The sequence below is a fragment of the Psychrobacter immobilis genome, from assembly GCF_904846065.1.
Taxonomy (GTDB): Bacteria; Pseudomonadota; Gammaproteobacteria; order Pseudomonadales; family Moraxellaceae; genus Psychrobacter; species Psychrobacter immobilis_H.
The window spans coordinates 1,092,563-1,104,975 of record NZ_CAJGZV010000001.1 but is presented as its reverse complement, the minus strand read 5'-3'; the positions used below and the strand labels follow the sequence as shown (position 1 = coordinate 1,104,975).

Below are 12,413 nucleotides of genomic sequence, written 5' to 3'. Positions count from 1 at the left end.
AAATTAAAAAAAGACAGCGGATTAGGCTGTCTTTTTTATCATGCTGACACTATAAAATGCTAAACACTTTGTAAATATCCAAATATTTTATAAGTATCTAAATACCTCGGAGTATCTTTTGTAATTTAGCCGCAGGATCTGCTGCCTGAGTAATTGAACGACCAATCACCAAATAATCAGAACCATCGTCTAACGCCTGTTTTGGCGTGCAAATACGTTTTTGATCATCTGCATTGTCGTCTAGCAAGCGAATACCAGGGGTAATCAATTTAAAATCTTGACCACATAGTGTCTTGAGCGTTTTAGCTTCTTGCGCTGAACAGACCACGCCATCAAGACCTGCTTGCTTGGTTAATTGTGCCAATCGACTCACTTGCGCATCTAGACCATCGGTAATACCTGTTTGCATCAATGCTTGATTATCCATAGAGGTCAGCACGGTGACGGCTATCAGCAAGGTATCAAAATTACCGTCTAACAAGCGCTGTTTAGCCAATGACATCGCCTCTAAGCCCGCGCTGGCATGCACATTCACCATCCATACGCCAAGCTCAGCTGCCGCTAGTACCGCTTGAGCGGTAGTATTAGGAATATCATGGAATTTCAAGTCTAGAAATACGTCAAAATTACGCTGATGTAGCGCCTTAACTATCTCAGGACCACAGCGAGTAAATAGCTCTTTACCCACTTTTAAGCGGCATGATGTTGGATCTAACTGATCAGCTAATGCTATCGATGCCTCCATCGTCATATTATCTAAGGCAACGATGACTGGGGAGTTCATTGTATTATTCATGGTTTTACCATATCTATATCAGAATTATCAAAACACTATATATGGACTGCTCATAGATCAGTACAAAATATAATTTATTCTCGCTTTTGTTTGGTAAGTGTCGCGCCTTCATCTACAGTAAGTACTTCTGCGTCTTGCACTTGCACATTGGTTGCTGTCGAACCATAAACAGCTTCTTCCACCGTTGGCGCACTTGCTTGGCGATCAATGACAGCATTGGCTTGTGTCAGTTGCGCTTGCAAGTTCACATTCGCTTTTTGCAAACGCGAGATTTCCCACTTATTCTGTAAGACACGGAAGATAAGCAGTGCCAACAAGATGCCAATAACAATACCAAGCATAAGGCATAAAATCAGCAGCAATCCTAGATTCATCGTCGGTGCTTGCGAGAATAATAAATTTACGCCAACTTCGGTATTATTTGCCAACACCAAACCAAGTGAATAAGCAAAGCTCAAAAACAGCAATACAAATAGTAAAAAGCGCATGAGACGTCTACCTCGATTTGGAATGTCGTTAGTGTTTTAAAAATAGCACTCTAAAACCTTCATCAACCCACACATTTATATGCTTATAAACTCACTAGTGATAAGTTCTAGCAAAAATGGCTGGCAAGCACTCTTGTTGGCAATTTTACCCAATAAATACTTTATAACACACTTAACTATTTGCTACTGTATCATTGACTGCTTCACGTAATGCTTTACCTGGTTTAAAGTGCGGTATCGCTTTGGCAGGTACAGGTACGCTTTCTCCTGTTTTAGGATTTCGACCCATACGGGCACGACGATGGTGCAGACAAAAACTGCCAAAACCACGAACTTCTACGCGTCCATCATTGGCTAACGTATCGGTCATCAAGTTTAATATTTCACGTACTGCATCATCGACTACAGTATCAGTCATATTGTCACAGTTCGCACTTAAATTACTAATAAATTCGGACTTGTTAATCGCTTGCTGCATTATTACGCTTGCCTTGTTGATTAATGGATAAGATGACTGTGAATTGAACCATCATTTTCGATAGTTGGTTACTTTTAAGACAAGCTATACATCAAGATCATAAGGATAAATAGCCATTCACTAAAACAATATCAGTGTCTTAAATAAGTAATAATTCACATCTCGTTACTCAATGTTGCAAATGATAGCGGATATTACGGTAAATGGAAATAAGAGTTTGCCTGTTTGAGCAAAAACCTCATTGATTAATAGTACACTTAAAATTTAAGCAAAAAAAAAGCGACCATAGTCGCTTCTTTTATAATCTTATATCATTAACGTGCAGCTTACTGCATTTGCTCTTTGATCAAGTCACCAATTGTTTTTGGCTGTGCATCAGAACTGGCAGTAGTACTAGTCGTGCTAGTGCTGCTTAGCTCTTTAATCGCTTGACGCTCTTCAGCTTCGTCTTTCGCTTTGATAGACAAGTTGATGTTGCGAGTTTTACGATCAACACTGATGATTTTCGCTTCAACGTCATCACCAACGCTCAAATGCTTAGTCGCATCTTCAACGCGATCACGTTGAATTTCAGAGGCACGTAGATACGCTTCAACTTCGTCAGCAAGCTCGATAGTAGCGCCTTTAGCATCTACTTCTTTTACTTTACCATTAACGATAGCACCGCGGTCATTGTTGACTAGGTATTCGTTGAATGGATCAGAGCTTAACTGCTTCACGCCTAGACTGATACGGTTTGCTTCTGCATCTACTGACAATACCATTGCTTCAACGGTGTCGCCTTTATTGTAGTTACGGATAGCGTCTTCGCCTGTTTCGTTCCAAGAGATATCAGATAGATGAACAAGACCATCAATACCACCGTCTAGACCGATAAAGATACCGAAGTCAGTGATTGATTTGATCGTACCAGTGATTTTATCACCGCGCTCATGTTTCTTATCAAACTCATCCCATGGGTTAGCAAGAGTTTGTTTGATACCTAAGCTGATACGACGACGTTCTTCATCGATATCAAGAATCATTACTTCAACTTCATCACCCACTTGAACAACTTTTGATGGGTGGATGTTTTTGTTGGTATGATCCATTTCTGACACGTGTACTAGACCTTCAATACCTTCAGAAATCTCAGCGAAACAACCATAATCAGTTAAGTTGGTTACGCGTGCTTTAACCACACTACCTACTGGGTATGTGCCGCCAACGTTATCCCAAGGATCAGTACCAAGTTGTTTTAGACCTAGGCTAACGCGATTGCGCTCACGGTCAAACTTCAATACTTTAACTTTTAGGTCTTGACCAACTTCAACAACTTCAGATGGATGCTTGATACGGCGCCATGCCATGTCAGTGATGTGCAATAGACCATCGATACCACCTAGATCAACGAATGCGCCGTAATCAGTAAGGTTCTTAACGATACCTTCGATCTCGATGCCTTCTTCAAGCTTGTTCAATAGCTCTTCGCGCTCAGCTGAATTTTCAGCTTCCATAACTGCACGACGGCTAACAACAACGTTGTTGCGTTTTTGATCAAGTTTGATAACTTTGAATTCTAGCTCTTTACCTTCAAGATGCGTGGTGTCACGGATAGGACGTACATCTACCAATGAACCTGGTAGGAACGCGCGTACTGAACCGATATCTACAGTGAAACCGCCTTTCACTTTGCTTGAGATGATACCTTTTACGATTTCATCATTGTCAGCGATTTTTTCAAGGAAGTTCCAAGTTTCAACACGTTTGGCTTTTTCACGTGAAAGCAAGGTTTGACCCATGCCGTTATCAACCGCTTCAACCACGACATCAACGCTATCGCCAACTTCAACTTCAAGTTCGCCTTCTTCGCTTAAAAACTCTTCACGAGCGACGATACCTTCAGATTTCAGACCAGTATCAACAGTGATCCAGTCGTTATCAATGGCCACAACAGTACCAGTGATAACCGAGCCACGCTCGATATCCAGACCTGTTTCTTCGATGCTCGCTTCAAATAGTTCAGCAAATGATTCCATTATGTCTACCTTTGTATAGCCGTATCCTGTCCAGCACAGTACGGATCAAATTTATGATTGCATAAAACGAGAATACTGGTTTTATATCTCATACAATCATATATAAAAACGTTTGTTGTTAGTAAGCACATAACTTATTAAACTTACTAGCAACAACTGTCTTATATTGCAATGCCTTATACTTTTAAATCTCTATGATTTAGAAAGAATATTTTTATCACTCTCTAGAGATTATTAGCGTCTACTACTGTGATTTTATACTAAAATCAAGCGTATAGGAAACTTTTTCATACTTACTAACTTGTTTTTATTAACTATTAAAGAAAATACCTTTATCCTGACAATGTCTTTTCACTTGTGCATAAACTTCATCAGCATCTAAGTTAGAGCTATCTAGTAGTAGAGCATCTTCTGCAGGCTTTGATGGTGCAGTCGACCGATTCTCATCACGATCATCACGAGCTTTAATTGTCGCTAAAATCGCGTCAAAATCTGCCGTCTGACCAGCATTTATTAACTGTGTTACGCGGCGCTCGGCACGCGCTTCAGCACTGGCAGTCAAATATACTTTTACATCCGCATCTGGGAACACCACCGTTCCCATATCGCGACCATCAGCGACCAATCCAGAACGAGTTGCCATATCTTGTTGCAACTTTAGTAATGCTTGACGAACTTTTGGAAATACTGCTATTTGTGATGCATAGCCGCCCACGGTCTCATTACGAACCTGCTCACCAACCGCTTCACCATTCACTAAAATATCAACACGTCCTGATGCATTGTTAGGTACAAAAGCAATCTCTAGGCGCTGCGTTAATGCTAATACAGCCATCTCGTCAATGGCATGGCTTCCGTCTGCCGCAACTAATCCCGCTTCAAATGCTTTGAGTCCAACGATACGATACAAAGCACCTGAATCCAGCAGTTGATAATTCAATGCTTGGGCTAAACGCCACGTGACCGTACCTTTACCTGCCCCACTTGGTCCATCAATGCAGATAACTGGATAACGCAACACTGGCGCTTGGTTATCATTACTACCAGAACTAAAGTTATCAAGTATAGCGTTAGCAGCTGTAGAAACGGTCATAATACTCACTTAATAGTAGACGATACTGATACGGCTTAGTACATGCTAGCTGCAGAACAATATTTACTTATTTATCAAACGCTTGACAATTAATTTATCATTTCGTCATCAAATAGGGCGATATTATAGCAAAGAAACCTACCCATCACTAGCAGCAAGTCCGTTATCTTGTTAACAGCTTATATTGTCTTTCCTTTTTGCCGCTTTTCGTCGTTCACGGAAAAAGGTCTTAAGCATCTGGCTGCTATGCTCACGACATAAGCCATTATGTACTTCGATAGCATGATTATAAAAAGGCTGTATCGGTAAATTTATCTGACTACCAACCATACCCGCTCGTGGCTCGCTTGCTGCATAAACCAATCTATCGACCCGCGCATGAATGAGCGCTCCGATACACATCGTACAAGGCTCTAAGGTAACATATAACGTTGTCTGTAATGGTAAACGATAGTTTTTTAAGCGCGCACACGCTTCTCTTAATGCGACAATCTCGGCATGAGCGGTCGCATCGTAACGCCCAATTGGTTCATTAAATCCTTGACCAATAATCTGCTGGTCGTGTACCAGTATCGCTCCTACCGGCACTTCTCCACGCTCAGCACCTTGCCTAGCAAGTTTAAGAGCTATGTTCATCCAGCTCATATCTTGAAGTGACCAAAATGTGCTGGCTTGCATATCTTCAATAACTAACTGGCTATTTGCGGTTGGATATGGCTTCAAGCTTATATTTTGTTTATGTTTCATTTATTTTGACAACTATTGCGGTAATTGCCAATCGATAGGCGTTTGCCCATACTGTACCAGATAATCATTGGTCTTAGAAAACGGCTTGGAACCAAAGAATCCACCACGATTGGCAGCAAGTGGTGATGGGTGCACAGCGGTGAGAATAAGATGCTTATCAGTATTGATATATTTGCCTTTTTTCTGTGCTTTACTGCCCCACAATATAAATACGGTATGTTCTGTTTGTTCATTAACCACATCAATCACCGCATCGGTAAACTGCTCCCAACCTTTATTTTGATGGCTATTTGGCTCACTTTCTCGCACGGTCAGAGAGCTATTTAATAGCAAAACTCCTTGCTGCGCCCAGTAAGTCAGGTCGCCATGTTTTGAGGGTGCGATACCAACGTCACTTGCCATCTCTTTTAACAAATTATTGAGTGAGGGTGGCTTTGGAATGGCTTTGGGCACTGAAAACGATAAGCCCATTGCCTGCCCTGGTCCATGATAAGGATCTTGACCTAGTATCACGACTTTAACCTGTGATAAAGGGGTCAGGTTTAACGCGTTAAATATTAAAGGTGCTGGCGGATAGATACTGTTTTCTGATTGATAGGCTTCTTTTAAAAACGCACGCAAGTCGTCCATATTATTAGAAGTTAACTCGTTTGCTAACGCCTTTTTCCAATCTTCTGGCAAGCGTACATTATCTAAAATCGCCTGCTTTTGCGCTGGCGTTTTTGGCGTTTGTTCATCGAATAATTCCATAGTATGTCCTGTTATATTTGTTATCGATTAGATAAATATTGAATGGGGGGCGTGAACCAATCTCGCACATGAGAGCTCGTGATTTCATACGTTGGTTTTGTTATGAATTATAGCAATAAAAAAACGGCTACCACAGTAACATGGTAACCGTTGTTATTACATTAGTAGCAAAAACTTAGCTGGCGAGTGACTCAGAGTCTGGATGTGGCTCATGAGTCTCAACGACCGTCAAGATAATACGACTATCTGCTGATCCTTTATCTGTAGACTTATAATCCGTCTTACCACTGTACTTATCAAGCTTAACAGAATCACCATCTTGCTCATCATTAGCTTCAGGCTCTAAGGTAAGATGTACTACCCCACCATTGACCAAATCACCAAACAAAATCATACTTGCCAATGACTTTTTGATCTCATCTTGAATCAGACGCTGCATTGGGCGTGCACCCATTAGGCGATCATAGCCTTTGTTAGCCAAGTAATCGCGTACTTCGTCATCAATCTCTAAGGTGACTTGTTTATCATCAAGCTGAACTTGTAGCTCAACCAAAAATTTATCAACCACAGATACCACCACGGAGGTATCTAATGGGTTAAATTGGATGATGGCATCTAAACGGTTACGGAACTCTGGCGTAAAGACACGTTTGAGCGACTCCGTATTATCACGGCTATGGTCTTGCTGAGTAAAGCCCATTGAAGAGCGGCTAATACTATCAGCACCGACGTTGGTCGTCATAATCACAATGACTTGCTTAAAGATAGCCACACGACCATTGTTATCAGTCAACGTACCATGATCCATGACTTGCAGTAACAAGTTGAAGACATCAGGGTGCGCTTTTTCAATCTCATCAAGCAATAAAACACAATGTGGATGTTGATTGATTTTTTCAGTCAACAAACCACCTTGATCATAACCGACATAGCCAGGAGGCGCACCAATCAAACGCGATGCGGTATGGGCTTCCATATATTCTGACATATCAAAACGAACTAACTCGACACCCAATAAGTTTGCTAGCTGACGCGAGACCTCTGTTTTACCAACCCCGGTAGGACCGGCAAACATGAAGGAACCAATTGGCTTATCTGGTGCTTTGAGACCGGCACGTGATAGCTTAATGGCGTCGGCTAATGTTTCAATGGCCTCATCTTGACCAAACACTAAGTGTTTAAGATCACGATCTAAGTGCTGAAGAATACTCTTATCATCACTTGATACTGACTTGGGGGGAATACGTGCAAGCTTGGCAACAATCGCCTCAATATCCGCCACATCGATTTTCATCGGTGGTTTTTTCTTAGCTTTGGCACTTTTTGACTCACTGAACGATTTGGCACGATCATTGACTTTTGCAGTTTCCGCTTCATCCTGCATTTCGCTATCGCTATACGTATCGCCATCGAGACCCTCAACATCGGCATCAATCTGAGCATCAAAGTCTTGCTCTATATCCGCAATGAAGCTTTCTTCTGCATCAATATCATCAGCATCAGGAATTACGCCTAAACGCTTATAGGCACCTGCTTCGTCAATCACATCAATCGCTTTATCTGGTAAGAAACGCTCGTGAATATGCTTAGCAGATAATTGAACGGCGGTGACCAACGCTTCATCGGTATATTCGACGTTATGAAATTCCTCATAACGAGGCTTCAGACCGCGTAAAATATCAATTGTATCGTCAACACTCGGCTCTTTGACATCAATCTTCTGGAAACGACGTGACAGTGCATGGTCTTTTTCAAACACTTGACGGTATTCGGTAAAGGTAGTTGAGCCGATACAGCGCAGCTCACCATTAGCAAGTGCTGGCTTAATCAAGTTTGATACGTCCATATTGCTACTCATTGACGACCCTGCGCCAATAATCATATGAATCTCATCAATAAATAAGATTGCATTGGGCTTTTTCTTTAGCGCATCAAGCAGTGACTTCATGCGTTTTTCAAAATCACCGCGATATTTAGTACCAGCAATTAATGAGCCAATATCAAGGCTATAAATCACACAGCCGTTCAATGGTTTCGGTGCTTTATCATTAATAATCAACCACGCCAAGCCTTCAGCAATCGAGGTTTTACCAACGCCTGGCTCGCCCACCAATAACGGGTTATTTTTACGGCGGCGGCATAGCACTTGAGCGGCGCGCTCAATTTCAGGGCCACGTCCAATCAATGGATCAGTCTTACCTTCGGCAGCCCGCTGGTTTAGGTTGGTCGCAAACTCAACCAAGGGATCCTTACTGGTTTTTTCTGAGGCACTACGGCGTTCACCCGTCATAGAAGCACGTGGCTCGGATGGCTCGTCTTTATCTTGACCATGTGATAAGTACTGGGTCAGCTCAAGACGACTAATACCCTGCTTTTTGAGCAAATAAACGGCATAAGTATCGTGCTCTGAAAACATAGACACTAAAATATCTGAGCCTTCAACAAGGCGACCACCACCAATAGATTGTACATGGAAAATAGCACGCTGTAGAATACGATCAAAGCTTTGGGTCGGCTGCGGTGACTGCTCGGTGTCTGCGTCTACCGTTGGTGTATGCTTATTGATATAAGCTTCTAACTCGGTACGCAACGTTGAAACATTGGCATTACAGGCAGTTAATGTATTGGCAGCGTGAGTATTCTCTAATAACGCCAATAACAGATGCTCAACAGTGAGGTACTCATGCGATTTTTGGCGCGCAAGTGTCATTGCTAAACGCAAAGAAACTTCAAGATGACGACTTAACATAACGACTTCCTACGGTTATACCTATCTTTATGATTGATAGCTTTATGAATGAGTTAGTAAGTAAATCAGGGCGACAGATGGATTGTTCAAGGGCTAAATCTGTATTATCAAAAGACAGCGCTAAATGATATTGACCATGTATTACTCAAGTAGCAGTGCTATCTACTTATCACCAATTAAGCGTTTTGATCACTCATACTTGCTTTTCTTTATCTCAACACGATACTTAAGAAGAGTCAATCTATTAACACAGACTAAAATGTATCAAGGCGTACTGCGCATCAATATTTATAGTAACGAAATAGTATGAAAGCTTCAAAAGCTGAGCAAATAAAGGAGAAATCGGTAATAGAATAATAAATGAGAGAATGAAAGATACAAATGACTTTTTTAAGCCATCAGCTGATTAAATTATAGAAAAATTCAAGTTAATAGGATGACTAGAAAATGATACGAGTGCAGCAATAATTTCTATAAAATTTAGACAGCTGTTTGATGTGATGACTTAATATAGATAAGGGTATATTAAAGAAAAATCAAGGTTAGGAAATTTTTATAATAAGGAATTTATGAGTGACTGCTTGGATACAGAGTACCTATCAAGCTCAAAATGAGCGGTTTTTAGAGCTTGACAGGGTTTCTAAACGATAAGACCATTGGAAATAATAAGATAAAAACACGAAAAGAAGATAAAACTTTAAATTCATATTTACGCTATTTTCTTATTCACCTTGATGTGGCTCAATCTGGGTCAATAATGGATAGCCTTCACGATGTGCCAGACTGTTTACTTTTTTGGCTTTGGTCTCAGCGATATCTTTAGGATAGATACCAGCAATACCTTTGCTACTGTTATGAATCGTCAGCATAACTTCGACTGCCGAATCCATACTATGACGAAATTCAGACTGTAAAATATAAACAACGAACTCCATCGGCGTATAATTATCATTATACATAACGACGGCATACATAGGCGGCTTAGCCACTTCTGGCTCTGCTACCAGTACATCTGCTTGTGGCGAGGTCTCGCCGTCCGTATCGCCATCTTGTGCACGATGAGCAGGTATGGTTGGAAAGTGCCAATCAGCAACAGTTGGCAACGCTTGCAATAGGGTTTGTTTTATCATAATTGGCATACAAATTAATGGTTATATTTATAACAGAATAAAGAGCGCTAACAGAGGTTGGCAAATGCAATGCTTATTATAGCGCTCTTAAATATGAATAGATTAAGGCTTAATCGGGCTTTCGTCGACTTCGGGTAAATCTAAAAGTGATAGCGGCATATTATCCACTCGGTCGCCAAGCTTCCAATCATAGAGCTGCTCCACTTGTTGCCCGCCAGCTTGTAAGCTGAGTTTGACTTGTAACGGTTTAAAGCCTGATGGCATCATGAAACGACCACGAATACGAACGATACCTTCAATAGTATAAACTGGAGGATCTAGCGGCACCTCTACAAAATCATCGTCATTGAACAACGTCAACGTTGGCTTTAGGCGTTTGGCTTTGCCATCGCTAGCAAGCATGCCTATATCGAAACCATATTCGAAGGCATTTTCAGGTAATGGCTCAATCTTTGCCGCTATTACCTGTAGAGGCATGCCGCCTTTGTCACGAAGGACATCAGCATATAATTCATTCAGTTGAGAGACTTGTCTATTCTCAACCGTTAATTCTTGCTGGTTTTCACGCAACTCTTTGATGTTTGCCAAGCTAATCGCCAGCTCCTGCTTAGCAGTAGCGGCTTGATTGGCCGCTATTTTATGACTAAGACGTAAATCTTCCAGCGCTTCTGTTGCCTCAGTGCTATTGATTATCGCTTGCTTGGTTTCAGTTTGCATAGAATGAAAGCCACGCTGATATCCTAATTTATGACCGAATATCAATCCAACAATGGCAGTCACCAATATGACAACGACAAAGAGAGCCAACACCAATGTGGATGCCCCTTGTTGGGTACCACCTACCTTAGTTACTGAACTAGCATTGGTTTTAAGAGAATGCGGACTACGCTCTAAATGATAAAAATCAGAGTCTTTGCACGATGAAGGTGCGGGCTGTGAGCAAAAGCGTCGTACAAGCTTGACACGCATTTAGACAATATCTCTTAACAGTAATGGCAATATTATAGCGGAATTTATAATCAATACCTAGCACCATAAATGTGAATGATTTGACCACAGCTAAACATCTGCTACGGAACAATAGGTGCAAAGTTTAGACCCATTGTTTCATCGAATCCGAACATGACATTCATGTTTTGTATCGCTTGTCCTGCAGCGCCTTTTACCAAATTGTCTTGTACGACAATCACTGTTAATTCAGCCCGTTCATTGTCTTGATGCACAGCAATGCGTAAACGGTTGCTGGCGCGGACACTACGGGTATCTGGATAAATACCTTTTGGCATGACATCAATAAACGCTTCTGATTCATAGCATGTTTCAAATATCTGCTGCCAATCAATAGCAGCACCCGCATCCGTCAGCTCAAGATGAATAGAGCTCAGCATGCCACGTATCATCGGCACAAGATGCGGTAAAAAACGAATGCGATGGGTGAACTGGCTGTCTAATAACTGCGCCACGCCTTGCTCAATCTCGGGCAGGTGACGATGTCCTTCAACGCTATAAGCTTTAAAGTTATCAGTAGTTTCAGCATAATTAAGCGCAAGTGAAGCTTGGCGGCCAGCACCAGAAACACCAGACTTTGCATCGATAACGATGCGTGATTCCACCAGTCTTTCTGCTTGCTTATTTTGCATATCAATTATTGGTTTCAAACCCAAAATAGCAGTGGTCGGATAACAACCCGGATTACCGACGACTAAAGCAGTGGCAAGTTTATCGCGATTCACTTCAGGTAAACCATAAACAGCTGTCTTTAGCAGCTCAGGACAAGCATGCGACTGTTGATACCAGTGCTCAAAATCGGACAGCGACTGCAAACGAAAATCAGCAGCCAAATCAATGACTTTCACACCAGCTTGCGTTAGCGCCTCTGCTTGCTTCATCGCTACGCCATGTGGGGTAGCAAAAAAGACCACATCACACTTTTGCAGCGTTGCAAGCGTTTCATCGCCCAAGTCACTAAAAACAATATCTGATATACCGCGTAAGCTTGGAAATATCTCATCAGCTCGTGTACCAGCTTCGCTACGCGAGGTTAGTAAATCAATAGATACTTCAGGATGCGCAGATAACAAGCGAATCAGCTCAATACCCGTATAACCTGTACCACCAACAATCGCTGCTGAAATCATAAGATATTCCTTTTTATTTTACTTGG

At 41.6% G+C, this 12,413-nt stretch carries 11 protein-coding genes; all 11 read right to left on the bottom strand.

Features of this window, described 5'->3' with window-relative positions:
* Nucleotides 1–97 precede the first annotated feature (97 nt).
* The 11 genes from pyrF to argC all read right to left on the bottom strand — a co-directional run bounded on the left by pyrF (nucleotide 98) and on the right by argC (nucleotide 12,387).
* On the bottom strand, nucleotides 98–796 hold the full coding sequence (gene pyrF, locus JMW64_RS04685; protein WP_087816145.1) for an orotidine-5'-phosphate decarboxylase: 699 nt from the start codon (nucleotides 794–796) through the stop codon (nucleotides 98–100).
* Nucleotides 797–870: 74 nt separating this feature from the next.
* Entirely contained in the window at nucleotides 871–1,284 is a 414-nt protein-coding gene (locus tag JMW64_RS04680; RefSeq protein WP_201553602.1) for a lipopolysaccharide assembly protein LapA domain-containing protein, read from the bottom strand.
* A gap of 172 nt (nucleotides 1,285–1,456) precedes the next feature.
* Nucleotides 1,457–1,762 carry an integration host factor subunit beta gene (locus tag JMW64_RS04675; RefSeq protein WP_045445047.1) on the bottom strand — a complete coding sequence of 102 codons (306 nt, stop codon included), beginning with the start codon at nucleotides 1,760–1,762 and terminating at the stop codon, nucleotides 1,457–1,459.
* Between the two features lie 326 nt (nucleotides 1,763–2,088).
* Nucleotides 2,089–3,780, bottom strand: a complete 1,692-nt coding sequence (rpsA, locus tag JMW64_RS04670; RefSeq protein ID WP_055124414.1) for a 30S ribosomal protein S1 — start codon at nucleotides 3,778–3,780, stop codon at nucleotides 2,089–2,091.
* Between the two features lie 310 nt (nucleotides 3,781–4,090).
* Nucleotides 4,091–4,873 (bottom strand): (d)CMP kinase, encoded by a 783-nt coding sequence (gene cmk / locus JMW64_RS04665; protein ID WP_201553601.1) that lies wholly within the window; start codon nucleotides 4,871–4,873, stop codon nucleotides 4,091–4,093.
* A gap of 171 nt (nucleotides 4,874–5,044) precedes the next feature.
* Nucleotides 5,045–5,620 (bottom strand): tRNA adenosine(34) deaminase TadA, encoded by a 576-nt coding sequence (gene tadA / locus JMW64_RS04660; RefSeq protein ID WP_201553600.1) that lies wholly within the window; start codon nucleotides 5,618–5,620, stop codon nucleotides 5,045–5,047.
* Nucleotides 5,621–5,632: 12 nt separating this feature from the next.
* Nucleotides 5,633–6,370, bottom strand: a complete 738-nt coding sequence (locus JMW64_RS04655) for a uracil-DNA glycosylase (RefSeq protein ID WP_201553599.1) — start codon at nucleotides 6,368–6,370, stop codon at nucleotides 5,633–5,635.
* Between the two features lie 175 nt (nucleotides 6,371–6,545).
* Nucleotides 6,546–9,119, bottom strand: coding sequence for an AAA family ATPase (locus tag JMW64_RS04650; RefSeq protein WP_201553598.1), 2,574 nt, complete (start codon nucleotides 9,117–9,119; stop codon nucleotides 6,546–6,548).
* A gap of 722 nt (nucleotides 9,120–9,841) precedes the next feature.
* Nucleotides 9,842–10,249 (bottom strand): ATP-dependent Clp protease adaptor ClpS, encoded by a 408-nt coding sequence (locus JMW64_RS04645; protein WP_087814601.1) that lies wholly within the window; start codon nucleotides 10,247–10,249, stop codon nucleotides 9,842–9,844.
* Nucleotides 10,250–10,351: 102 nt separating this feature from the next.
* Complete coding sequence (locus JMW64_RS04640; protein WP_201553597.1) at nucleotides 10,352–11,218, bottom strand: hypothetical protein; 867 nt, start codon at nucleotides 11,216–11,218, stop codon at nucleotides 10,352–10,354.
* Between the two features lie 101 nt (nucleotides 11,219–11,319).
* Entirely contained in the window at nucleotides 11,320–12,387 is a 1,068-nt protein-coding gene (argC, locus tag JMW64_RS04635) for an N-acetyl-gamma-glutamyl-phosphate reductase (RefSeq protein ID WP_201553596.1), read from the bottom strand.
* Nucleotides 12,388–12,413: the final 26 nt, after the last annotated feature.

Coding starts and splice junctions, on each gene's coding strand:
- pyrF (WP_087816145.1), bottom strand. CDS start 796: ATGAATAATACAATGAACTCCCCAGTCATCGTTGCCTTAGATAATATG.
- JMW64_RS04680 (WP_201553602.1), bottom strand. CDS start 1,284: ATGCGCTTTTTACTATTTGTATTGCTGTTTTTGAGCTTTGCTTATTCA.
- JMW64_RS04675 (WP_045445047.1), bottom strand. CDS start 1,762: ATGCAGCAAGCGATTAACAAGTCCGAATTTATTAGTAATTTAAGTGCG.
- rpsA (WP_055124414.1), bottom strand. CDS start 3,780: ATGGAATCATTTGCTGAACTATTTGAAGCGAGCATCGAAGAAACAGGT.
- cmk (WP_201553601.1), bottom strand. CDS start 4,873: ATGACCGTTTCTACAGCTGCTAACGCTATACTTGATAACTTTAGTTCT.
- tadA (WP_201553600.1), bottom strand. CDS start 5,620: ATGAAACATAAACAAAATATAAGCTTGAAGCCATATCCAACCGCAAAT.
- JMW64_RS04655 (WP_201553599.1), bottom strand. CDS start 6,370: ATGGAATTATTCGATGAACAAACGCCAAAAACGCCAGCGCAAAAGCAG.
- JMW64_RS04650 (WP_201553598.1), bottom strand. CDS start 9,119: ATGTTAAGTCGTCATCTTGAAGTTTCTTTGCGTTTAGCAATGACACTT.
- JMW64_RS04645 (WP_087814601.1), bottom strand. CDS start 10,249: ATGATAAAACAAACCCTATTGCAAGCGTTGCCAACTGTTGCTGATTGG.
- JMW64_RS04640 (WP_201553597.1), bottom strand. CDS start 11,218: ATGCGTGTCAAGCTTGTACGACGCTTTTGCTCACAGCCCGCACCTTCA.
- argC (WP_201553596.1), bottom strand. CDS start 12,387: ATGATTTCAGCAGCGATTGTTGGTGGTACAGGTTATACGGGTATTGAG.